Source organism: Actinorectispora metalli (genome assembly GCF_056323685.1).
This window is the reverse complement of the sequence record NZ_JBREYE010000001.1, coordinates 3,523,873-3,545,824: the sequence shown is the minus strand read 5'-3', so window position 1 is coordinate 3,545,824 and position 21,952 is coordinate 3,523,873. Positions and strand designations below refer to the sequence as shown.

At 68.9% G+C, this 21,952-nt stretch carries 21 protein-coding genes and 1 pseudogene; 6 read left to right on the top strand and 16 right to left on the bottom strand.

The genetic code is table 11. The annotated features are described in order from the left end of the window. Window positions 1-29: 29 nt before the first annotated feature. From dhaM to ACU6XJ_RS16590, 6 genes and pseudogenes are all read right to left on the bottom strand, one after another. Window positions 30-401: pseudogene (gene dhaM, locus ACU6XJ_RS16615) on the bottom strand (dihydroxyacetone kinase phosphoryl donor subunit DhaM); the annotation flags it as partial. 103 nt (window positions 402-504) lie between these two features. Beyond that, window positions 505-1,626, bottom strand: a complete 1,122-nt coding sequence (locus ACU6XJ_RS16610; RefSeq protein ID WP_476312075.1) for a S1 family peptidase — start codon at window positions 1,624-1,626, stop codon at window positions 505-507. 217 nt (window positions 1,627-1,843) lie between these two features. Continuing rightward, on the bottom strand, window positions 1,844-3,352 hold the full coding sequence (locus tag ACU6XJ_RS16605) for an aldehyde dehydrogenase family protein (protein WP_476312072.1): 1,509 nt from the start codon (window positions 3,350-3,352) through the stop codon (window positions 1,844-1,846). Window positions 3,353-3,517: 165 nt separating this feature from the next. Continuing rightward, the gene (locus tag ACU6XJ_RS16600) at window positions 3,518-3,778 is read right to left on the bottom strand and encodes a hypothetical protein (RefSeq protein ID WP_476312069.1); all 261 of its coding nucleotides are present in this window, start codon (window positions 3,776-3,778) and stop codon (window positions 3,518-3,520) included. An 11-nt stretch (window positions 3,779-3,789) separates the two neighbouring features. Continuing rightward, window positions 3,790-5,469 (bottom strand): sodium:solute symporter family protein, encoded by a 1,680-nt coding sequence (locus ACU6XJ_RS16595; protein WP_476312067.1) that lies wholly within the window; start codon window positions 5,467-5,469, stop codon window positions 3,790-3,792. A 146-nt stretch (window positions 5,470-5,615) separates the two neighbouring features. Then, window positions 5,616-6,779: a S1 family peptidase gene (locus tag ACU6XJ_RS16590; RefSeq protein ID WP_476312064.1), complete on the bottom strand. Its 1,164-nt coding sequence runs from the start codon at window positions 6,777-6,779 to the stop codon at window positions 5,616-5,618. 301 nt (window positions 6,780-7,080) lie between these two features. On the opposite strand from ACU6XJ_RS16590, the gene ACU6XJ_RS16585 reads away from it, so the two are divergent. Further along, window positions 7,081-8,322, top strand: coding sequence for an MFS transporter (locus ACU6XJ_RS16585; protein ID WP_476312062.1), 1,242 nt, complete (start codon window positions 7,081-7,083; stop codon window positions 8,320-8,322). Here the strand turns inward: ACU6XJ_RS16585 and nucS are convergent. Then, entirely contained in the window at window positions 8,274-8,933 is a 660-nt protein-coding gene (gene nucS, locus ACU6XJ_RS16580) for an endonuclease NucS (RefSeq protein WP_476312059.1), read from the bottom strand. The genes ACU6XJ_RS16585 and nucS overlap by 49 nt on opposite strands. 11 nt (window positions 8,934-8,944) lie before the next feature. Continuing rightward, complete coding sequence (locus ACU6XJ_RS16575; protein WP_476312057.1) at window positions 8,945-9,379, bottom strand: RDD family protein; 435 nt, start codon at window positions 9,377-9,379, stop codon at window positions 8,945-8,947. A 208-nt stretch (window positions 9,380-9,587) separates the two neighbouring features. Here ACU6XJ_RS16575 and ACU6XJ_RS16570 point away from each other — a divergent pair, with 208 nt between their 5' ends. The 3 genes from ACU6XJ_RS16570 (at window position 9,588) to ACU6XJ_RS16560 (ending at window position 12,411) form a co-directional block, all read left to right on the top strand. Next, window positions 9,588-10,997 (top strand): amino acid permease, encoded by a 1,410-nt coding sequence (locus ACU6XJ_RS16570; protein ID WP_476312054.1) that lies wholly within the window; start codon window positions 9,588-9,590, stop codon window positions 10,995-10,997. A gap of 105 nt (window positions 10,998-11,102) precedes the next feature. After that, a complete protein-coding gene (locus ACU6XJ_RS16565) occupies window positions 11,103-11,633 on the top strand; it encodes an NUDIX domain-containing protein (protein WP_476312051.1) in 531 nt (176 codons plus the stop codon). Window positions 11,634-11,643: 10 nt separating this feature from the next. Beyond that, complete coding sequence (locus ACU6XJ_RS16560) at window positions 11,644-12,411, top strand: enoyl-CoA hydratase-related protein (RefSeq protein ID WP_476312048.1); 768 nt, start codon at window positions 11,644-11,646, stop codon at window positions 12,409-12,411. 7 nt (window positions 12,412-12,418) lie between these two features. Here ACU6XJ_RS16560 and ACU6XJ_RS16555 read toward each other — a convergent pair whose 3' ends face one another. The 7 genes from ACU6XJ_RS16555 to murA all read right to left on the bottom strand — a co-directional run bounded on the left by ACU6XJ_RS16555 (window position 12,419) and on the right by murA (window position 19,959). Further along, the gene (locus tag ACU6XJ_RS16555; RefSeq protein WP_476312045.1) at window positions 12,419-13,297 is read right to left on the bottom strand and encodes a hypothetical protein; all 879 of its coding nucleotides are present in this window, start codon (window positions 13,295-13,297) and stop codon (window positions 12,419-12,421) included. Window positions 13,298-13,474: 177 nt separating this feature from the next. After that, entirely contained in the window at window positions 13,475-14,221 is a 747-nt protein-coding gene (locus ACU6XJ_RS16550; protein ID WP_476312042.1) for a L,D-transpeptidase family protein, read from the bottom strand. 340 nt (window positions 14,222-14,561) lie between these two features. Then, window positions 14,562-14,999: a hypothetical protein gene (locus ACU6XJ_RS16545; protein ID WP_476312039.1), complete on the bottom strand. Its 438-nt coding sequence runs from the start codon at window positions 14,997-14,999 to the stop codon at window positions 14,562-14,564. Between the two features lie 7 nt (window positions 15,000-15,006). Further along, the gene (locus tag ACU6XJ_RS16540; protein WP_476312036.1) at window positions 15,007-15,174 is read right to left on the bottom strand and encodes a hypothetical protein; all 168 of its coding nucleotides are present in this window, start codon (window positions 15,172-15,174) and stop codon (window positions 15,007-15,009) included. Window positions 15,175-15,214: 40 nt separating this feature from the next. Beyond that, window positions 15,215-17,233: a protein meaA gene (locus ACU6XJ_RS16535; protein ID WP_476312033.1), complete on the bottom strand. Its 2,019-nt coding sequence runs from the start codon at window positions 17,231-17,233 to the stop codon at window positions 15,215-15,217. A 167-nt stretch (window positions 17,234-17,400) separates the two neighbouring features. Then, window positions 17,401-18,126, bottom strand: a complete 726-nt coding sequence (locus ACU6XJ_RS16530; RefSeq protein ID WP_476312031.1) for a helix-turn-helix transcriptional regulator — start codon at window positions 18,124-18,126, stop codon at window positions 17,401-17,403. A gap of 555 nt (window positions 18,127-18,681) precedes the next feature. Continuing rightward, window positions 18,682-19,959 carry a UDP-N-acetylglucosamine 1-carboxyvinyltransferase gene (murA, locus tag ACU6XJ_RS16525; protein ID WP_476312029.1) on the bottom strand — a complete coding sequence of 426 codons (1,278 nt, stop codon included), beginning with the start codon at window positions 19,957-19,959 and terminating at the stop codon, window positions 18,682-18,684. A gap of 37 nt (window positions 19,960-19,996) precedes the next feature. Between murA and ACU6XJ_RS16520 the strand changes: the two genes are divergently transcribed. Both ACU6XJ_RS16520 and ACU6XJ_RS16515 read left to right on the top strand, forming a co-directional pair. Next, window positions 19,997-20,569 (top strand): cob(I)yrinic acid a,c-diamide adenosyltransferase, encoded by a 573-nt coding sequence (locus ACU6XJ_RS16520; RefSeq protein ID WP_476312026.1) that lies wholly within the window; start codon window positions 19,997-19,999, stop codon window positions 20,567-20,569. 24 nt (window positions 20,570-20,593) lie between these two features. Then, window positions 20,594-21,568 carry a hypothetical protein gene (locus ACU6XJ_RS16515; RefSeq protein WP_476312024.1) on the top strand — a complete coding sequence of 325 codons (975 nt, stop codon included), beginning with the start codon at window positions 20,594-20,596 and terminating at the stop codon, window positions 21,566-21,568. On the opposite strand, the gene ACU6XJ_RS16510 is transcribed toward ACU6XJ_RS16515, so the two are convergent. After that, complete coding sequence (locus tag ACU6XJ_RS16510; RefSeq protein WP_476312021.1) at window positions 21,530-21,949, bottom strand: DUF2550 domain-containing protein; 420 nt, start codon at window positions 21,947-21,949, stop codon at window positions 21,530-21,532. The two genes, ACU6XJ_RS16515 and ACU6XJ_RS16510, sit on opposite strands and share 39 nt — an antisense overlap. Window positions 21,950-21,952: the final 3 nt, after the last annotated feature.

Below are 21,952 nucleotides of genomic sequence, written 5' to 3'. Positions count from 1 at the left end.
CACGATCCGGATTCCTCGATCTCGCCGCCGGAACCGGCGGACGCGGCGGCGGAGGCCACCTCGTCCAGGTCCGCGCCGCCCGCCGCGGCGATGGCGGCGGCGACCGCGCCCTCGACCAACGGCGCCTCCACGACATAGGCCCGGTCCGGGTCGCCGAGGCCCTCCACGGCCAGTTCGGCCACCATCTGCGTGCTGCCGAGGTCGTACAGCAGGATCACGCCGTCCCCGGACTCCGCCCGGTCCAGCGCGTCCCGCACGGCATCGAGTTCGGCGCCCAGTCCCCCGTCGGCCCGCCCGCCCGCGGGCAGGACGGTGACCTCCGGGGCCACCGCGTGGACGAACTCGGCGGCGCCCTCCGCAAGCTTGGCGCTGTGTGCGACGAGCACGAGTCCGACGGTCACGTCCACCTCCATGGTGTCCTGACCCACCGTAGCGCCGCGCACTCGCGCAAACAGGTTCAGCGCGCTAAACCCGCCGGGGGTTCAGCGCGCCGAACCGGGGTTGTTACGGGTTGTCGGCCTTCAGGGTGTAGGAGCCGGAGCCGCTGTAGGCGTGCACCAGCCAGCGGTAGTAGCCCGCCGTGCCGTTGTAGGTGACGGTCTCGGCGGCGCCGGGCGAGGTGCCCTCACCCACCGAGGTCCAGGTGGAGCCGTTCCACTTCTGGAGGTAGAGGTCGTAGTCGCTGCCGGCGGGACCGGTCAGGCAGCCGCGGTGGGTGCCGGAGACGGTGCTCTGGTAGTAGCGGCCATTGGGCTGGTAGGCGCTGCCGCCGCTGCTCAGGGAGCCGGTGTAGGTGGCCTCGGAGCAGTTGCCTCCCGGCGGGGTGGTGGTGGAGGTCGGCGGCGTGGTGGTGCCGCCGTCGAGGTCACCGGTGTAGCCCTCGATCCAGGACTTGAACGCGGGCACCTTCATGTAGATCGACGGTGCCTCGGCACACGTCGGTTGGCCCTGGCCCGCCCGGCTGGTCGCACCGCCAAGCTCCCAGCGGCCGTTGACCTTGACGACCAGCGGACCGCCCGAGTCGCCGTAGCAGGCACCCGCGCCGCGGGCGTCGCCGACGCACAACTCGCGCTGCGGGTCGAAGCCCGCGGTGCAGCCGCTGCTCAGCAGGGTGGTGTCCAGTTCCTGGAGCGTCTGCGGGGAGCCGCCGCAGCCGCGGGTCGGGCAGGTCTGGCCGTGGCCGATGATCCGCACGCCGGTGCCCGCGCCGAGGCCGTGCCCAGTGATCGGGATCGGCGCCAGGGTGGAGGCGCTGGACAGCTTCAGCAGCGCGATGTCCGCGCCGCTCGGGCCTGCGATCTGCTGGCTGACGCTGCGGCTCTCACCGCTGCTCAGCGTGGTGCCGCCGATGCGGACCGAGGTGACCTGGCCGATGCAGTGGTCGGCCGTGACCACCCACAGCGGGGCGATCAGCGAGCCGCCGCAGCCGAAGCTGCCGCCCGAGAAGAGCTTGGTGTAGAAGGGATAGTTCTCCGTGGCGGGGCGACCGCCGATGATGTAGGGCTGCGGGCCGCCCGCCTGTGCCTGTGGAGTGGCGGAACCATTCGAGACCGCGCCCGCCACCAGCAGGCCGGCGGTCGCGGTGACCACCGCCGCCAAGGCAGCGCCAATTCTGCGAAGCCGCATCCGGCTTCTCCTTCCATATGCAGGGTCCGGCGCGGGCGAAGGCAGGGACCTGCGCGCACACCGGATCGGCTGTCATGCATGCCCTCCAGCCGACAGCGTTAAATGTGAAACTCCACAGACTTCAATGACAATCGCAGCTGGGCATAGTTCTCATGTCCACCGAACAGCCCAAACCAGGCATCCGTTTTCCGGACACCTTTTAGTCGAATCGAAGCGGTTACCAGGCGCGGTAGACGGCCTTGAGTAGCGTGCGGAGCCGCTTGACCGTCTTCGGGCCACGGGAGAAGGTCATCGGCTCGAACGCGCCCTTGATCACCTTGCGGGAGACCGCGTGCGGGCGGGCGAACTCGCGCAGGCCGTCGGAGCCGTGGATGCGACCGAAGCCGCCGTCCCGGACGCCGCCGAAGGGCAGTGAGGGCACCGCGGCGAAGGAGATCACCGAGTTGATGGCGACCATGCCGGTACGCAGTTTCCGGGCGACCTCGGCACCCTTGGATTTGGTGAACACCGCCGCGCCCAGGTTCAGGTTGCCCGCGTTGGACCGCTCGATCGCCTCGTCGAGGTCCTTGACCCGGTTGATGGCGATGGTGGGGCCGAAGGTCTCCTCGCGCATCGCCGCCGAGTCCTCCGGCACGTCGAGCAGCACCACCGGCTCAACGAACGGCTCGCGCACCGAGTCGGGACCGCCGACGACGGCCTTCGCGCCCGCCGCGATGGCGTCCTGGATGTGCCGCTTGATGATGGAAACCTGCGCGGGCATCGTGATCGGCCCGATGTGCGCGTCCTGCCCGCCGACGGTCAACTCCCTGGCCTTGGCGGTGACGAGGTCGGTGAAGCGGTCGGCGACCGAGTCCACGACGTAGACACGCTCCACGCCGACGCAGGTCTGCCCTGCGTTGGCGATGCCGCCCCAGACCGCGGCGTCGGCGGCCTTCTCCAGGTCGGCGTCGGCGGCCACGATCAGCGGGTCCTTGCCGCCGCACTCCACCACGACCGGGGTCAGGTTCTGCGCGCAGGCCGCCATCACCCGCTTGCCGGTGGCGGTGGAACCGGTGAAGGCCAGCTTGTCCACACCGGAGGAACACAGTGCGGCGCCGGTCTCCCCGAAGCCGGTGACCACCGTGAGCACCGGCTTGCCGCCGACGACCTCGGCGAGGCTGTCGGCCAGCCAGTGCCCGACGCCAGGGGTGAACTCGCTTGGCTTGAACACCACCGTGTTGCCCGCGGCCAGCGCGTAAGAGATGGAGCCCATCGGCGTGTGCGCCGGGTAGTTCCACGGCCCGATCACGCCGACCACGCCGAACGGCAGGTACTCCACGGTGGACAGGTGGTTGTACATCAACACGCCCGAATAGACCTGGCGGCGCCGCAGCACCCGCCGCGCGTGGCTCGCCGCCCAGCGCAGATGGTCCACCACCAGCACCGATTCAAGCTGGGCGTCCTCGCTGGGCTTGCCGGTCTCGGCGGCGATCACGGCCGCCAACTCGTCCAGCCGCCGCATGATCACCTTGGACCACTCCATCAGCAGCCGCTTGCGTCCGTCGAAGCCGAGCCCGGCCCACCAGTCCGCCGCCTCGCCAGCACGCTCGACCGCGGCCCGCACCTCGTCGGCGCTGTGAATGGGGTAGCTGCCGAGCACCTCCCCCGTCCGCGGGCTCACCGAGTCGAAGGTCGTCGGCGCATGTCCGTTGAGCTGCTGGGACGCGGAGTGGGCAATCTCGGTCATCTTGGCTGCTCCCGCTACTGCTGTGGCCCCTGAAGGAGTTTGTTACCGCAGAGTACGGAAGTAACGGACAGACGCATAGCCCCCACCCGGTCAAAAACATACCGTCGGTACGGAACCTTGGGTCGCGTGAGCAGGTCGGCTGGTCGGGTGTTGGTCGGGTTCAGGTCAGGAGGCCTCGGAAGGCGGATCGGGTACACGCAGCGGGCGGAGGGTGCTCCAGGTGAGGAAGAGCCCGGCCACGGCGAGCATGCCGAGACCGGACCACAGGTTGATGTTCACGCCCTGGGCTTTGTCGAGGTCGGCCTGGGTGGTGAACGCCAGGCCGGTGACGGTGAGCACCACGCCGTACACCGCGAACAGGAACGCGATGATCAAGCGCAGATCGAACAGCCGAGCCTTGCCGGTGACCTCTTCTGTCCTGGCCATGTCGACTCCCCTCACCAGAAGAAGATGTTGAGTACGAACGCCAGCGCCAGCACGCCGGCGCCGAGCAGCTTGGGCGAGCGGTACCAGCCGCGGTCTTCACCTTCGCTGCTGTGTTCCCGGTCGGCCTTGGGCGTCAGGCTCCACACCAGCCCGACAAGCTCGGCGTCCGGTTTGGGCCGGGTCGCGAGGCTGACCAGCACGCTGACCACGATGTCCACCACCAGGGCCAGGCCCGCGCCGAGGAAGCTGGCGCCCTGCCCCGGCAGGTTCAGCACACCCGTTTCGGCCAGCACGAACACCGCGACCGCGGTCAGCGTGCCCGCGACCAGGCCCGCCCAGCCCGCGGTGGGCGTCATCCGCTTCCAGAACATGGCCAGGATGAAGGTGGCGAACAGCGGCGCGTTGAAGAAGGAGAACAGCGCCTGGATGTAGTCCATGATGTTGCCGTAACCGGCCGCGATGAACGCGGTGCCGATCGCGGCGACCACGCCGCCGACCGTCGCCAGCCGCCCGGCCCGCAGGTAGTAGGCGTCGGGCTTGCCTTTGCGGAAGTAGCGCTCCCACAGGTCGTAGGTGAACACGGTGTTGAACGAGCTCACATTGGCCGCGACACCCGCCATGAACGAGGCAAGCAGACCGGTGATCGCCACCCCCAGCACGCCGTTGGGCAGCAGGTCGCGGATCAGCAGCGGCAGCGCGTGGTTGTACTCGACATCCGATGCCTGCCCGGCCTTGAGCGCGGTCATCTCGGGCACGGCCACCGCGGCGATGATGCCGGGGATGATCACGATGGCCGGGATCAGCGCCTTGGGGTAGGCGCCGATGATCGGCGTGCGCCGGGCCGCGGACATGCTGCGCGCCGACATGGCGCGCTGCACCTCGGCGAAGTTGGTCGTCCAGTACCCGAACGACAACACGAAGCCGAGGCCGAAGACCAGCCCGATCACGCTGAGCGTCGCGTCGCCGATGCCGGTGAGGCTGGTCGCGGGCCAGGAGGAGAGCTGCTCCGCGCCGCCGGGGCCCGCGGTCACCTTGTCCACCAGCCCCTGCCAGCCGCCCACCTTGACCAGGCCGAGCACCGTGACCGGTACCAGCGCGGCGACGATGACAAAGAACTGGAGCACCTCGTTGTAGATCGCGGCGCTCAGCCCGCCGAGGGTGGTGTAGCTGAGCACCACCGCCGCGGCGATCACGATGGACAGCCAGATCGGCCAGCCCAGCATCAGCTCCAGCAGCAGGGCCAGCGCGTAGAGGTTCACGCCCGCGATGAGGATCTGCGCCACCGCGAAGCTGATCGCGTTGACCAGGTGCGCGCCGGGACCGAAGCGCCGCAGCAGGAACTCGGGCACGCTGCGAACCTTGGAGCCGTAGTAGAAGGGCATCATCACGATGCCGAGGAACACCATCGCGGGGATGGCGCCGATCCAGTAGTAGTGCACGGTGGGGATGCCGTGCTGGGCGCCGTTGGCCGCCATGCCGAGCAGTTCCAGCGCGCCGAGGTTGGCGGAGATGAACGCCAGCCCCGTCACCCAGGCGGGCAGCGAGCGGCCGGACAGGAAGAAGTCGAGGCTGCTGGACACCGACCGGCGGGCCAGGTAGCCGATGCCCAGCACCAGCGCGAAATACACCGCCAGCAGGGCGTAGTCCAGCGGGCCCACGTCCAGCCGCAGACCCGATGCGAGTGCTCCCACCCCTGTCATCCCCTCACCGACAACGTTGACAATGACGTGGGACACACTCGCATCCGAGCCTGTATTGCACAAGATCGCCATGCTGTGCGGAGGCTGTGTGTCTGCCCGGCTTCACCTCAACCCGCGCAGGCGCGCCTACGACCGGGTCAGGACCAAGGCGCTGTCCAGTCCCAGCCCCATTCCGTGACGAGGTTCAGCTTGTACGCCTGCAGGGCCGTCCGGACCGGGGTGAAGACCGTGAACGGGTTGGGACGCTCGCAGGCGTTGTTGCCGGGTCCGGCGGAGTGGATGCCAATGGCGGAGCGGCCGCTGAGATATGCGCCGCCGGAGTCACCGGGTGCCGAGCAGGCGTTGGAGATCGCCATGCCCTCGAGTGTCGAGCCGCTGATCTTGACGGTCTGGTTCGCCCTGGTGACCTTGCCGCAGCGCCAGCCCGTCTTCCAGCCGGAGCGGCAGATCGACATGCCGACGACCGGATCACCCGATCGCGCGACCTGCACGGCGGCTTTGCCGTAGGTGTTGACCTCGCTGGACAGGGTCCAGTTGGAGTTGACGTCGACCCTGCCGTAGTCACCCGCACGCCCGAAGGTGGAGGCGGCGTTCTTGCCGATCACAGTGCCGTCGGCCGCCACGGCGTTTCCGCCATCGTCGGTACAGTGGCCCGCGGTGACGAAGTGCTTGCTGCCGAAGGGGCCGGTGGCGGGGAACGCGATCGAGCAGCCGCCGAACCGGTCGCCCGGGCGGATCGACGCCTGCGGCACCGGCGCCTCGTCGACCTGGTCAACCTGGAAGTCCCGACCTGCGAGCAACCGCGCGGTCGAGGCGTCCCTCGCGGAACGGTCCACGGTGACGACGACCCGCCCTGTCTCGGCGTCCACGCCCCAACTCACGATGCCCGCTGGCTTGCTCGCGGCCACGAGCGCGGATATCTCGGCGGTGCGCCGGTCCAGCTGGGTGCGGCCCAGGCCCACCACCTTGACCTCGGCTCCCGCATCCCGTGCCTGGCGGGCGGCGTTGTGGTCGGCGACCAGCGCGACAAGACGTCCGGATGCCTCGTCGTAACGGAGTCCGGCCAGCTTCTCGCCAAGCCGCGCGCTGACCGCGGCACTCACCTTGGTGGCGGCGTCCTCGCGGCTCAGCCGGAGCTTGGCCTGGTCGGCGGTCAGACCGAGGTCGCGCTGCATCGCGTGCAGCAGGTCGGCGGGCACGGCCGGGGCGGCGGCCGCGGGCAGGGCTACTCCGGTCGACGCGGCGGCCAGGCATGCCGCCGCGATCAGGCGCATCGCAGGGTGACGCTGCTTTCGAGTCACGTGTTGTCTCCTTCGAAACCGCCGCAATAGGGGTTGGCGGCGTGCCGCCGTGATGCTCACATGCCCACAGAAGCCCCGAAACGGAAAAACAGGAAACGGGGAAATTTGTTGTACACCTCGGCGTTTCCGTCCTGACCGCTATGAATCAGCAGATAAGGAGCAAGACACATTTAGCAATACGCAACGACAAACGAGGTCGCGCCCGCTCGAGGGCCATCGCGGCCCTTCCCGCACCAGTTTATTGATTCGCATGCCTACCCCGGACGGCCCTAACCTGTCGCCGACACGCTTCGGGGGGATCATGACGGCCGCAACGGACCAGACCACCGCGGGCGGAAAGCGCTTCCGCCGCAAGCCCGCCTGGCTGCTCGCGCTCGCGCTGGCCACCTTCACGTTCGCCACCGATGATGTGGTGATTTCCGGTGTGCTGCCCGCCATCGCGCACGACCTGTCGGTCAGCGAACCCGCCGCCGGTCAGCTGGTGACGGTCTTCGCCATCACCTTCGCGCTGGCCGCGCCGCTCGCCGCGGTGTTCACCGCGACCTGGCCCCGCCGCAGGCTGCTCACCATCGCGTTGATCATTTTCGCGCTGGCCAATCTGGCGACGCCGCTGGTGGGCTCCTACGCCGTGCTGATGGGCCTGCGCGTGCTGGCCGCGCTGGCCGCCGCCGTGGTCACCCCGGCGGCCTACGCGCTGGCGGCGGGGCTGGCCCCCGAGGGCAGGCAGGGCAGCTACCTCGCCGCTGTCGCCAACGGTCAGGTGGCCGCGATCGTGGTGAGCGCCCCGCTGGGCACCTGGATCGGCGCCGCGCTTGGCTGGTGGTCGACGCTGTTCGCCGCAGGCGCGCTCGGGGTGGTGTCGCTGGTCATGGTGCGCCGCTCACTGCCCGAGCCCCCGCCGCAACCGCGGCTGAGCCTGTCCGACCGGCTCCGCCCGCTGCGCAGCACCCCGATCGCGTTGGGACTGGCGGGAACCGGCCTGTCCGTGCTGGGCACGATGATGGTCGTCATCTACCTCGCGGTGTTCCTACGCGACCTGGCGGGCTTCGGCCCGACCCTGCTGGGCGCGTCCTTCGCCATCGCGGGCATCTCGGGCTTCGTCGGCGTCCAGCTGGGTGGCCGGGCCTCGGACCGCCTCGGCCCGGACCGCACCATGCAGCTCGGCATCGCGGCATTCGTGGTGATCATGCTGAGCCTCATGCTGTTGTGGCAGTTCCGCCCGGCACCGACCTGGCTCGTGCTGCCGCTGCTGGGCATCTGGTGTGGCGCGGGGTGGTGGCTCAACCCCGCGATGTCGGCGCGGCTGCTCGCGCTGGCCGGTCGGGCGGGCACCCAGGCGCTCGCGTTGAACGCCAGCATCATCTTCATCGGCATCTCGATCGCGGGAGCACTCGGCGGCACCCTGCTCGCCCGTTCCGGCAGCGGTTCCCTACCGCCGGTGGCGGCCGTCATCGAGGTGCTGGCGCTGGGCGCGTTCTGGGCCGCGACCCGCGTTCAGAAGAGGCGGAATTCGTCGGAGTCGGTGCCGCGCAGCGCGTCGTAGTCGAGCGTGACACAGCGGATCCCTCGGTCCTCGGCCAGCGTCCTGGCCTGCGGCTTGATCTGCTGGGCTGCGAAGATCCCGGTCACCGGCGCCAGCAGCGGATCGCGGTTGAGCAGTTCCAGGTAGCGGGTCAACTGCTCGACGCCGTCGATCTCACCGCGGCGCTTGATCTCCACCGCGACCGAGGCGCCCTTGTGGTCGCGGCAGAGCAGGTCGACCGGCCCGATGGCGGTGGGGTACTCGCGGCGCACCAGCGTCCAGCCCTCGCCGAGAGTCACCACATGTTCGGCGAGCAGTGCCTGGAGGTGGGCCTCGACGCCGTCCTTGACCAGGCCCGGTTCGATGCCCAACTCGTGCTTGGAGTCGTGCAGGATCTCCTCGATGCCGATCAGCAGCTTCTCGCCCGCCTTGTTCTCCACCGTCCAGGTGTCCGCGCCCTCGGTGAGCCAACACGGCGGGCTCATCCAGTTCAGCGGCTTGTACGCGCGGTCGTCGGAGTGCACCGACACCGATCCGTCGGCCTTGACCAGCAGCAGCCGGTTGGCCATGGGCAGGTGGGCGGTCAGGCGTCCGACGTAGTCGACCTGGCAGCGAGCGATGACAAGGCGCACAGCCAGACAGACTAGGCGTTGGAGTTCAGTGAACGCGTACGGAGGTCGGCGCGTCGGACGATCTTCAGGCGGGCGGGGTCGTCGTCCGCGTCGGCGCCGCCGGTGAGCAGCCCGATCACCACGAAGCCGCCGGTGACCCAGGCCGAGAGCAGCGCGCCGATGCCGGGACGGCGGCCGTCCTCGACGACAGCCAGTCCGGTCAGCAACTTGCCGACGGTCGCGCGGGTGGCCAGCTGGAGCAGCACCCGGTTGACGAAGGAGACCACCAGCACCGCTGCCACCGCGAGCCACTTCACCTGGAGGTGCTGGTACTCGGGGAGGAAGCCGATGATCAGCACGGTGATGCCGCTGCCGAGGGACAACAGGAGATCGATGCCGATCGCGGTGAACAGCCTGCCGCGGCCGGGCTCCGGAAGCTCCGGCGACGCTGCGTTGTCCGAGATCACCGCGCCATGCTAGTGCAGCCCCATACCAGACGCTCGACCGGCCCGGCATCTCGAAGTTGCCATTCAACGGAGAAAGGTTTCCTGCGGAAAGTGGCCGCATCCGCGATTCTTCCTGCTTACGCCGTTTGGACTGATATTCAGACCATTTATTGTGACGGCGATCACGCTCGATGGTGATCGCTTTCCAGACCTCGTAGGTTTCCGTCCCATGTCGGTTACCGCCGGGTCAACAACGCCCGCCTTGCTACGCACCAAACCCGTCACGCAGATCGTGGACGACGGTGCCCACACCCAGCTCAAACGCAGCATGGGTCTGCTTGCCCTGGTGTCGATCTCCATCGGCGCCACCCTCGGCACCGGCATCTTCGTGGTGCTCGGCGAGGCCGTCCCGCTGGCCGGTCCCGCGGTGATCGTGTCCTTCGTGGTGGCGGGCCTTGCCGCGTTGTTCTCGGCGCTGTCCTACGCCGAACTGGCGGGCGCGGTCCCGGTGTCGGGCTCGGCGTACTCCTACTCCTACGCCACCCTCGGCGAGGGCGTGGCCTGGATCTGCGGCTGGTGCCTGCTGCTGGAGTACGGGGTCTCGGTCGCGGCGGTCGCCGTCGGCTGGGGCGAGTACCTCAACGCCTTCCTCGGCTCCACCATCGGCGTGACCATCCCCGAGGCACTGGCCGCGCCGCCCGGCGACGGCGGGGTGGTGAACATCCCGGCCGCGGTCGCGGTGCTGCTCGCGATGGGCGTGCTGCTGATTGGCGTGCGGGAAAGCGCCGTGGCCACCACGATCACCACGCTGATCAAGGTCGCGGTGCTGGGCTTCTTCGTGATCGTCGCGGTCAGCGGCTTCAAGTCCGGCAACCTCACCCCGTTCTCCCCGCACGGCTACCTCGGCATCACCGCGGGGGCCTCGCTGGTGTTCTTCTCCTTCATCGGCTTCGACGCCGCGTCGACCGCGGGCGAGGAGGCCAAGAACCCCAAGCGCGACCTGCCGAGGGCCATCGTGATCTCGCTGGTCATCGTGACCATCGCCTACGTGCTGGTGGCGCTGACCGCGATCGGCGCCGTCGGCTCCGCGGGGCTGTCCGACGCCAAGGCCTCACTGTCCACCGTGCTGGGCACCGTGACCGGCAGCAACTGGCCCTCGGTGATCCTGTCCTTCGGCGCCGTGGTGGCCATCGCCTCCGTCGTCCTGACCGTCCTGTATGGACAGACACGCATCCTGGTGGCGATGTCCCGTGACGGCTTGGTCCCCGGCATCTTCGCCAGGATCAACCGGCGCGCGGTGCCGAGCGCCAACACCTGGATCGTCGGCATCATCGTCGCGGTGCTCGCCGCGCTGGTCCCGCTCGGCAACCTGGTCGAGGCCACCAGCATCGGAACGCTCGTCGCCTTCGCGCTGGTCAACGCCGGTGTCCTGGTGCTGCGGCACACCCAGCCGGACCTGCCGCGCAGCTTCCGCACCCCGCTGATGCCGATCACTCCCCTGCTGGGCCTGGCGTTCTGCGCCTACCTCATTTGGGGCCTGAACGCCGTCACCTGGGTGACCTTCGCGATCTGGACCGCCGTCGGCCTCGCCGTCTACTTCCTCTACGGCATGCGCAACTCCAAGCTGGCCAGAGGCTGATCCCCCGGAGCGTTCGCCACCTGGACCACGGTCCGGGTGGCGAACGCTCCTGGGATGGCCGGGCCCCCGCACAGCAGCAGAAGGCGTCCGCCACCATCGACACCCGTGCACACAGTCGACAGCCGTGAGGTCTACGCCAACGCGTGGATGACCGTTCGGGAGGACGCCATCCGCCGCTCCGACGGGTCCGCCGGGATCTACGGGGTGGTGGACAAGCCGGACTACGCGTTGGTCATCCCGCTGGACGGGGACCGGCTTCAGCTTGTGGAGCAGTTCCGCTACCCGTTGGGCCTGCGCCGCTGGGAGTTCCCGCAGGGCACCGCCCCCGAGCGGGCCCACCTCGATCCGCTGAAACTGGCCGAACGGGAGTTGCGCGAGGAGACCGGTCTGCGGGCGGGCAGGCTGGTGGAGCTCGGGCTGATCGACGTCGCGCCGGGCATGTCCAGCCAGCGCGGCCGGGCGTTCCTGGCCACCGAGCTGACCGAGGGCCTGCCCGCGCGGGAGCTTGAGGAGCAGGACATGCGCACCGCCTGGTTCAGTCGCGCGGAGTTCGAGCGCATGATCGCCGCGGGCGAGATCACCGACGCGCAGTCGCTGGCGGCATACACCCTGCTGCTGCTCCACGAGCGCCGCTAGCGTTAGCGGGATGAGCGACTCTCTGTTGGTGAAGCGCGACGGCGCGACGGTCACCATCACGATGAACCGGCCGGAGCGGCGCAACGCATTATCCTTCGCGCACCTCGCCGAGTTGAAGGAGGCCTTCGAGGAGGCCGCGAACACCGATGCGACCGGCATCGTGCTGGCCGCCAACGGTCCGGTGTTCTCGGCGGGCCACGACTTCGCCGATGTCGCCGCCCGCGATCTGGAGGGCGTGCACGAGATGCTGACCCTCTGCACGGACCTGATGCGCACGATCCACGCGGTGCCGCAGGTGGTCATCGCCAGGGTGCACGCGCTCGCGACCGCCGCGGGCTGCCAACTGGTGTCCTCCTGCGACCTGGCCGTGGCGGGCGAGTCGGCGGGCTTCGCGCTGCCCGGCGGCAAGGGCGGCTGGTTCTGCCACACCCCCGCCGTTCCGGTGGCCCGTTCCATCGGCCGCAAGCGCCTCATGGAACTCGCGCTGACCGGCGATGTCATCGACGCCGCGACCGCCGCCGACTGGGGCCTGGTCAACTACGCCGTCCCCGACTCGGAACTGGACACCGCGGTGCACTCGCTGCTCGAGCGGGCCACCCGCGGCAGCCGCGCCAGCAAGGCAGCGGGCAAGCGCCTGCTGTACGCCCAGCTTGACCGCCCCGAGGGCGACGCCTACCTCATCGCGTTGGAGGCCATGGCCGAGGCGTCCCAGTCACCCGCCGCGAAGGAGGGCATGGCCGCGTTCCTCGCCAAGCGCAAGCCGGTCTGGCCCGCGTGAGGACCGCTCAGGCGATCGCCTCTCGCGTTCTCTGCGCGCGGACGGCCACCAACAGCAGAAGGACCGCGCAGGCACCGAACACCGCCGCGCCGAACAGCGCGACGGCGCCGGGGACGTTCGACTCCCACACGTGGGTGAAGCCCACCCAGACGTAGGTGAGCAGCGCGCCGCCCGCGAGGGCGAGACGGTGCCCGCCGCTCCAGCCTCGGCTGCGCGACCACCGGCCGCACAGCGCCACGGCCACGCCCACGAGCACGAACCACACGCCGACCAGGCGCCAGTCGGACAGCCCGTCCGGCAGGTACACGCGGGCCCAGTACAAGCTGGTCACCACGAACGCCACGACACCCACCGCCCAGGGCGTTGGCGCGTCGGCATCCACCGGCGGCGCCGGGCGGCGGCCGACCAGGAAGGCCGCCACGACCAGCACCAGGACGACCGCCGCCGATCCGGTCAGCAGGGTCCAGTGCGCCACGAAGTGCTCGTTCTGATAGTTCACGAAGGCGAGAAAGGCGGACCCCGCCACGAAGACGACACTCGTGACCAGCAGCCCTGATCGTCCGGCCCAGGGTTTCCGCTGGTCCCGCCGAAAGGCCTCCACAATGGCGATCGGCACGCAGATGCTCCAAATCGCGTGCATCGTCAACACGTCCTGCACCAGTGCGGCGCTGGTACCCAATTCGGGGATGAAGGTCGCGCCGTAGGCGAGGCCGATGTCCACCCCGCCGTAGCCCGGGTTGAACAGCATCTGATCGATCGGGCCTTCCTCCAGCAGGGCGTAGGCCGCGGCGAGCAACACCATCGTCGGCCACCCCCGCCCGGTGCGCCGAGCGACCTCGCGGATCAGCAGCGCCCCGCCCCCGTACATCGGGGCCAGCAGCAACAACTGGGGCAGCGCGGTGATCGGCTGATTGCCCAGCAGGTATTCCCCGACGAACGGCGCCAGTAAGAACAGACCGACCGCCGACCAGAAATCGTGGCTCCCCCGTATGGCAGGAACGTTAGAGAAGGCTTTCCCGCCGCCGCATCGGGCGAAAGTCGCTTCGCCATCGACGAAAGATACTCAGCTGTAGATCAGAATCTCGGTGCCCGGCTTGAGCTGCGGGAACACCTCTTCGATGCTCGGGTCGGTCATCCGGACGCAGGCGTTGCTCGCGGGTTGCGGCTCCACCGGCTCACCGCCGTGGAACGCCAGCCCACGGGTGTTCTCGAAGTAGGACGGCTTGTACATCGGACCAAGCTCGGCGTAGCGCCAGCCGCGGATCTGGTAGGTAATCTTGTACGCCCCCGGCGGCGTCTCCTTGCCCGGCTTGCCGGTGGACACGTCGTAGATGCGGTCGATCTCGCCGTCCCGGACGAAGTAGGCGACCTGTCGCGCCAAGTCGACCTCGACGTGGAGCCCGCGAGCCTCCGACCGCGACCCCGGCACGATCGGCGCCCGCAGCGCCGCCCTGGTGGCGGCGTCGATCTCGCCGGTCCGCTCCAGCCCGTGCACCTTCTGGAAGGCGGTCACAGCGTGCTTGGTCTCGTCGTCGAACTGCCCGTTGTCCTTGCGCGCCTGGTACCCCAGCCGCTTCAGAATCCGCTGCGCCTCGGCGACCTGCGGCCCCGAGTCACCGGGCCGCAGAACAGCGGACGCCTCCAGCGTGGAAGGCGCGGACAGCACGGTCGGCAGCCGAGCGGCCTGCGGCACAACGGTTTCAGTGGCCCCGCCGACACCGAAGTAGAAGTGGGCAGTCGTCACGCCGCCGACCAACGCCGCGCCAGTCGCAACGGCGGCCAGCACCCCACGCCCACGGTTGCTCCCCACCCGTTGAGATTCGCCGATCATGCACCTGCTGTCCATGCGCCATTCGGATCAACAAGCTACGACTTGACCACCTTGAACAGTCACAACCCCGCATTTTGTTGCGCTTGAACAACGATTCGTTGCTCAGTCCGGGAAGCCCTGCCGGACGCGAACCTGGGGCGGCATCGCTTTCCGCCACCAGCTTCGAACTCTTCTGTTAGGAGCCCACACGGTCAGACCCTCCGTCGTCAGCGGAGTCACCTGGTGGGGCAAATGGGGGCCCACTCGGAGCGATTTAAGTCCAGTCAACTCATTGAGTGGGCTGAGGTCGATGGGTTGGTGCATCGACAGGTGCAGGGATTCAAGTCCGGTCAGCTTCACGATTGGACTGAGATCCACGTGTTTCAGGAAGGTCGACAGGTCGAGTTTCTTCAGCCAGGGCAGGTTGTCTACCACAGCCTCCAGTACCCCCGGCGGGCCGTCCGGCAACCCAGAGCTTTTCTATCGGCGCGAGCCCATCCAATTCGGCGGCGAGATCGGCCACCTCTTGCAGCATGAGGAATTTTATCCGTCGCAGACTCGGCACCTGTCGATAGGATTCAAGCTGCGCGTCATCAGTGATCCAGACCTCATCCTCAAGCGGCGAGCCGGTAAGCACGGAAGCGGCGAAATCCGATGGGTCGAAATGGCCTGCCCTCATGCGGATCTGTGATCGCACCACGGCTCGTTCATCGTTGGCGTACGAGGACAGCAAGGCAAGTGCATCAGGATGACCGGTGATCGCTGCGGCCGAGACCATCGCGGTGCTAGCGGGCTCGGAGAATCCGGCCAGCTCCCGCGGCGCCACCCGAAGCAGACACGTTGACCAGCTCGGCCAGGGGCAGGCTGCGCTGCTCGCGGCGTTGGCGGTCGGTGATCAGTGCCTTGACGACTGGTTCGATCAGCGCTTTGGCTACACGCAACGCATCCGACACGACACGGAAAGTACTGGACTCTCCGTGTCGGCGGGGGCGTTTATGCCAAACCGTTGGCCTGGCGGATGACGGTGACGATCTCGTCCATGATCTCGGTGAGGGCGTAGTCCTTGGGGGTGAAGACGCGGGAGATGCCGCGGGCGGTGAGGATCTCGGCGTCCTCGGGCGGGATGATGCCGCCGACGATGACCGGGACCTCGCCTGCGCCCGCCTCGCGGAGGCCGTCGACGACGGCGGGGACGACCTCGAGGTGGGAGCCGGACAGTACGGACAGGCCGACCACGTGGACGTCTTCCTGGACCGCGGCCGCAACGATCTGCGACGGGGTGAGGCGGATGCCCTGGTAGATGACCTCGAAGCCGACGTCGCGGGCGCGGACGGCGACCTGCTCGGCGCCGTTGGAGTGGCCGTCGAGGCCGGGCTTGCCGACCAGGATGCGCAGGCGCTCGCCGAGTTCGTCGCCGGTGGCTTTGACGCGGTCGCGGACGCGGGCGATCTCGCTGCCCGCCTCGCCCGCCGCGGAGGCGCCGGAGACTCCGGTGGGGGCGCGGTACTCGCCGAAGACCTCACGCAGGGCGTGGGCCCATTCGCCGGTGGTGACGCCCGCGCGGGCGCAGGTCAGGGTGGCTTCGACCAGGTTGGCGTCGGTCTTGGCGGCGTCGCGGAGTTCCTGGAGGGCGAGGTCCACGGTGGAGGAGTCGCGGCCCGCCTTCCACTCGGTGATGGCCTTGATGGCGGCGTGTTCGACGGCGGGGTCGATCTTTTCGATCGCCTTGGCGCCCTCGGCCTGCAGCGGGCTGGGCTCGGAGGTGTCGAACTTGTTGACGCCGACGATGATCTCCTCGCCGGACTCCAGCCTGCGCCTGCGCTCGGCGAGGGAGGACACCAGCGCGGACTTCATGTAGCCGGACTCCACCGCGGCGACCGCGCCGCCCATGGCCTGGACGCGGTCGATCTCCTCGCGGGCGCCGCCGATGATCTCGTTGACCTTCGCCTCGATGACCGGGGAGCCGTCGAAGATGTCCTCGTACTCCAGCAGGTCCGTCTCGAAGGCGAGCACCTGCTGCATGCGCAGCGCCCACTGCTGGTCCCACGGGCGCGGCAGACCCAATGCCTCGTTCCAGGCGGGCAGCTGGATGGCGCGGGCGCGGGCGTTGCGGGACAACGACACCGCGAGCATCTCCAACACGATGCGCTGCACGTTGTTCTCCGGCTGCGCTTCGGTCAGGCCGAGCGAGTTGACCTGCACGCCGTAGCGGAAGCGGCGGTGCTTGGGGTCCTGGATGCCGTAGCGGTCGCGGGTGATCTCGTCCCAGAGCTGCGCGAAGGCGCGCATCTTGCACATCTCCTCGACGAAACGCACACCGGCGTTGACGAAGAAGGAGATACGGGCGACCACGTCACCGCGGCGCTCCTCGGGGATCTGGCCGGAGCCGAACACCGAGTCCAGCACCGCGATCGCGGTGCACAAGGCGTAGGCGACCTCCTGCGTCGGCGTCGCGCCCGCCTCCTGCAGGTGGTAGCTGCAGATGTTGATGGGGTTCCACTTCGGCACGTTCTGCACCGTGTAGGCCACCATGTCGGTGATCAGGCGCAGGCTCGGTCCCGGCGGGAACACATAGGTGCCGCGGGAGAGGTACTCCTTGATGATGTCGTTCTGGGTGGTGCCCGCCAGCTTCGCGACGACCTCGTGCCAGTCCTTGTCCGTCGCCTCGGCCTGCTCCTGGGCGACCGTCACGTACATCGCCAGCAGCCACATGGCGGTGGCGTTGATGGTCATCGAGGTGTTGGCCTCGTCCAGCGGGATGCCGTCGAACAGCTGCCGCATATCGCCGATGTGGCTGATCGGGACGCCGACCTTGCCGACCTCGCCCCTGGCGAGTTCGTGGTCGGGGTCGTAGCCGGTCTGCGTCGGCAGGTCGAACGCGACCGAAAGCCCCGTCTGGCCCTTGGCGAGGTTGCGCCGGTAGAGGGTGTTGGACGCGGCGGCCGACGAGTGGCCCGCGTAGGTCCGCATCACCCACGGTCGGTCACGCTCACGGTCGGTCGGGTACGGCATGGCTTGGCCACCTCCCGCTCTGCAGTACACGCCATCAGCGGTCGTGTCCGCTTCTGATCTGCACGCCGACGCTCTCCGGGGAGGCGCCGCCGAATCGTGAAAATCAGACTACTGGTCGGTAACCTTTGTTGCTCGTGCCATTGCTCACAGGCTCCGTGAGTACGCAATCACGTGAGCAGCAGCAGTCCGCCGACCTGTGCCTGGGCGGCCGCTGCGGCGCGGCTGGGTACGCCGAGCTTGGCGATGACGTGGCTGACGTGCTTGGCCACCGTGGGGGGCGTGATGTGCAGGGCGCTGGCGATCTGGTCGTTGGTCTTGCCCGCCGAGACCAGCGTCAACACCTCCAACTCGCGGCCGGTCAGGCCGTAGGGCGCGGGCCGCGGCGTTTCCACCACCAACGTGTACTGGCCGCAGTCCACGGCATTGACCTGGTGCAGCGCCGAGTTCTGATCCGCCCACCAGAACCGTCCGGAGACCGGGCCTGCCGCCAGTTTCCTGGCCATGGCCCTGGTCAGGCCGCCGTCGGGCTCCAGCCAGGCGCCAGGCTGCCGACCCGGCACCGTGCGCGGTTCGCCGCCGCGGGACAGCGCGGCGGCGTTGGCGCCGGGCTTCGCCTCGGCCAGCACCCGGCTCGCCTCGCGCAGTGGGTCGACGAGCCCGCCCAGCACCCGCTGCAACGCACCGAGCAGGGGCAGCGCGTCGGCCGGGAACTCGTCGGCGCGGCCGAAGCTGACGTGCAGGGCGCCGGTGTAGCGGCCGTCGCGGGCGTAGAGACAGGTGGTGGCGCCCTCGTTGAATCCGGCGGGAATGAGAACCTCCTGTGCCGAATACGTTTCTCGGTAGACACCGGGCGCGGTGCGCCAGCACAACGGAGTTCGATCATTGCGTCGCATGTGTAAATACGCGACATCGTGGCGGACGAGCCAGTCATCAAGATGATGTTGCACGTTATCCGGATACGCGATGACCGCAACGGGCGAATGCGGATCTTCATCCAGTCCCGCTTGAGAAAGGCTGGCGGCCTCGAACGGAATGACCTGTCCGACGACGGACAAGATCTCATTCGCCTTCTGCCCATGCGGTGCCGTGCTGCCCAGTATGCCTGCCACCTCAAGCAACGCGTTGAGCTGCTTGCCTTCCATCGCTTCCCCCAGTGCCCGGCGCCAGTGTCACACCCAACCACAATTAGGACACACGCGGGCGAAAAACCCTACTGTCGCCCTGCTATATGGAGCCATGGTCAAAGATGACCATTACCGCACCCCAGGCAACGTTCTACCGTATGTTCACCAGCAGAAAACTGCGGTGTCACTCACCGCACCTTATCTCGCTCGCAGGTGTGAACGACCCCCAGGTTCACAACCGAGCCGTGACTGTTGGTCGGTGCCGCCGCCCGGTTCTCTGAACCCCCGCGGCGGCACCCTTTTACTTTCAGAAGGTGTTGGCGCTCAACGCGGTGGCGGCTCGTTGACCCGCTCGACGTTGGCGCCCAAGGAGACCATGTTCTCCACGAAACGCGGGTAGCCGCGGTCGATGTGGAAGACGTCCCACACCTCGGTGACACCGTCGGCGCACAGCCCGGCCAGCACGAGCCCCGCGCCCGCGCGGATGTCGGAGGCCCACACCGGGGCGCTGGAGAGCCGCTCCAGACCGCGGATGACCGCGTGGTGGCCGTCGGTGCGGGCGTCGGCACCGAGCCGGATCATCTCCTCGATGAAGCGGAACCGGGCCTCGAAGAGGTTCTCGGTGATCATCGCGGTGCCCTCGGAGATCGCGGACAACGCGATGGCGAAGGGCTGCAGGTCGGTGGCGAAACCGGGATAGGGCAGCGTCACGAAGTCGACGGCGCGCGGGCGGTCGGCCATTACCAGCCGGAAGCCCCGCTCGTCCCCGTCCAGCAGGGTGATCTCCGCGCCCGCCATCCGCAGCTTCTCCAGCACCAGGTCCATGTGGTGCGGGTCGACACCGCGCACGGTGATGTCGCCGCGGGTGGCGGCGGCGGCGAAGGCCCAGGTGGCGCCGACGATGCGGTCGCCGATCACGCGGTGCTGGGTGGGCTGGAGCTTGTCGACGCCGTGCACCGTGAGGGTGGAACTGCCCGCGCCCTCGATCTTGGCGCCCATCTGCTGGAGCATCACGCAGAGGTCCACGATCTCCGGCTCGCGGGCGGCGTTGTCGATCACCGTGGTGCCATCGGCCAGCACGGCGGCGGTGAGGATGTTCTCGGTAGCGCCCACGCTGGGGAAGTCCAGCCAGATCTGCGCGCCGCGAAGCTGCTCGGTCTCGGCGACGACGCTGCCGTGCTCGATCTCGCTGCGCGCGCCAAGCTGACGCAGGCCGCTCTGGTGCATGTCCAGCGGCCGCGAGCCGATCGCGTCACCGCCGGGCAGCGCGACGACGGCCTTGCGGCAGCGGCCGACCAACGGCCCCAGCACGCATACCGACGCCCGCAGCTTGCCCATGGACGCGGCGTCCGGGCGGTGGTTGAGCTCGGCCGGGGTGGTGATCACCACGGTCGCGCCGTCGATGTTCACCTCGCAGCCGATGCTGCGCAGCACGTCCGCCATGAACGGGACGTCCAGGATCTCCGGGCAGTTGGTGAGGGTCGTGGTGCCCTCCGCCAGCAGAGCGGCCGCCATCAGTTTCAACACGCTGTTCTTCGCACCGACCACGTCGACGCTGCCGACCAGCCGCGCGCCACCATGCACCCGGAAATGCTCGCTCACGCGTGGCAACCTACCTGGTGGGCTTAGGGTGACTCGTATGGGCGTGCACCTGACGAAGATCTACACCCGCACCGGGGACGACGGAACGACCGCGCTGGGCGATTTCTCCCGCGTCAGCAAGACCGACCCCAGACTGGTCGCCTACGCCGACGTGGACGAGGCCAACTCGGTGATCGGCGTCGCCGTGGCGCTGGGCAACCTGGACGACAAGCTCGCGACGCTGTTGCGGCAGGTGCAGAACGACCTCTTCGACGTCGGCGCGGATCTGTGCACGCCGATCGTGCCGGACCCGAAGTACCCGCCGCTGCGCGTTGAGCAGTCCTATGTGGACCGCCTGGAGCGCTGGTGCGACGAGTACAACGCGACGCTGGCCAAGCTCGACTCGTTCATCCTGCCCGGCGGCACCCCCGGCGCCGCTCTGCTGCACCAGGCCCGCACCGTGGCCCGGCGCGCGGAGCGCAACGCCTGGGCGCTGCTGGACGTCGATCCCGAGCGCACCAACGTGCTGACCGCCAAGTACCTCAACCGGTTGTCGGACCTGCTGTTCATCCTCAGCCGAGTCGCCAACCCCGACGGCGACGTACTCTGGAAGCCCGGGGAGAACGCCTGAGCCATCAGGCAACAGGGGGTTGCCATGCGTTCGATGCTGCTTGCCGTCGTCCTGGTCCTGAGCGGCTTGGCGGGTGGGGTGGCCGAGGCCTGGCCCGACGTGATCGAGGGCCGCGCGCCGTCGCTGCATCCGGAGGGCATCGCCTACGACCACTCCCGCGCCCGGTTCCTGGTGGGCTCGGCCCGCCACGGCACGATCTCCGTGGTCACCCCGCGCGGCGCGGTCGAACCGCTGGTCACCGATCCGACCCTGGTCATGGCACTCGGCATCAAGGTCGACCCGGTTCGCGGGCGGGTGCTGGTGGCCAACGCCGATGGCGGACTGTCCACCAGGAGCAGCCCGACCACGACCGGCAAGCTCGCCGGGGTGGGCAGCTACGACCTGCGCACCGGTGTCCGCCAGTGGTACACCGACCTCGCGACTCCGGGTGAACCCGCGCTGGCCAACGACCTGGCGCTGGCGCCCGACGGCACCGCGTACGTGACCGATTCCGCCCGGGGCACGGTCCACCGCATCAACCCCGACGGCCGGGCCACCCTGGTGGTTCGCGACGACCGCCTGAAGCCGCAACCCGGCGGTGTCGGCGCCAACGGCGTCGTCTGGCTGCCGGGTGGGCTGCTGGTCGCCAACAGCAGCACCGGTTCGCTGTGGCGGGTCTCGCTCACCGCACGGCCCACCGTCACACGGGCCCAGCTGGACGCCCCGCTGACCAGCCCCGACGGCCTGCTGCTGCGAGGCGGTTCGCTGTATGTCGCCGACATCGCGGCGAGCAAGGTGCACAAGCTGACCTCACGCGACCGCTGGCGCACCGCCGCCGTGACCACCCAGGCGTGGCCGGACCCCTGGCCGAGCACCCTGACCGCCACCCCGCACGGCATCTACGCCGTCAGCGGCCGCCTGGACATCCTCTTCGGCGGTGGCCTCAGTGACGAGTTCACGATCCGCCGCATACCCACCGCCTCAGGAGGCGAAGGGGATCGAGTGGCCCGGCGGGGATGACTCCAGCCAGGACAGGAACCCGGTGAGGGCGTCGGGGCCCATGGCCAGTTCGATGTCGATGGCGTCGCCGCGGCAGCACAGGATCGTGGAGCCCGCGGGCATGGAGTACAGCTCGGAGCCGGTGGGCTCGCGGCGGGCGGCGATCTCCAGACCGCTGCGGCGAACCACCTGGTCCGGGCGGGACCGCAGGCTCAGCACGCGGTACCAAAGGAAATCATCGCCGCGGTAGTGGCCGACGCCGATGCTCCAGCTTCGGGGACGGGTGCGGACCGCGACGTCGACGCCGCCCTGACGGATCAGGCGGATTCGCCGCCAAGCAAGCATGCTGAGGACAAGGACCACGCAGCAGAGCAGCAGGCCGATGACCTCCGCGACCCCCACAGT

Coding starts and splice junctions, on each gene's coding strand:
- ACU6XJ_RS16545 (WP_476312039.1), bottom strand. CDS start 14,999: ATGGTCTCGGCCGCAGCGATCACCGGTCATCCTGATGCACTTGCCTTG.
- ACU6XJ_RS16535 (WP_476312033.1), bottom strand. CDS start 17,233: ATGCCGTACCCGACCGACCGTGAGCGTGACCGACCGTGGGTGATGCGG.
- ACU6XJ_RS16570 (WP_476312054.1), top strand. CDS start 9,588: ATGTCGGTTACCGCCGGGTCAACAACGCCCGCCTTGCTACGCACCAAA.
- ACU6XJ_RS16515 (WP_476312024.1), top strand. CDS start 20,594: ATGCGTTCGATGCTGCTTGCCGTCGTCCTGGTCCTGAGCGGCTTGGCG.
- ACU6XJ_RS16600 (WP_476312069.1), bottom strand. CDS start 3,778: ATGGCCAGGACAGAAGAGGTCACCGGCAAGGCTCGGCTGTTCGATCTG.
- ACU6XJ_RS16610 (WP_476312075.1), bottom strand. CDS start 1,626: ATGCGGCTTCGCAGAATTGGCGCTGCCTTGGCGGCGGTGGTCACCGCG.
- ACU6XJ_RS16560 (WP_476312048.1), top strand. CDS start 11,644: ATGAGCGACTCTCTGTTGGTGAAGCGCGACGGCGCGACGGTCACCATC.
- ACU6XJ_RS16605 (WP_476312072.1), bottom strand. CDS start 3,352: ATGACCGAGATTGCCCACTCCGCGTCCCAGCAGCTCAACGGACATGCG.
- ACU6XJ_RS16520 (WP_476312026.1), top strand. CDS start 19,997: ATGGGCGTGCACCTGACGAAGATCTACACCCGCACCGGGGACGACGGA.
- ACU6XJ_RS16585 (WP_476312062.1), top strand. CDS start 7,081: ATGACGGCCGCAACGGACCAGACCACCGCGGGCGGAAAGCGCTTCCGC.
- ACU6XJ_RS16530 (WP_476312031.1), bottom strand. CDS start 18,126: ATGCGACGCAATGATCGAACTCCGTTGTGCTGGCGCACCGCGCCCGGT.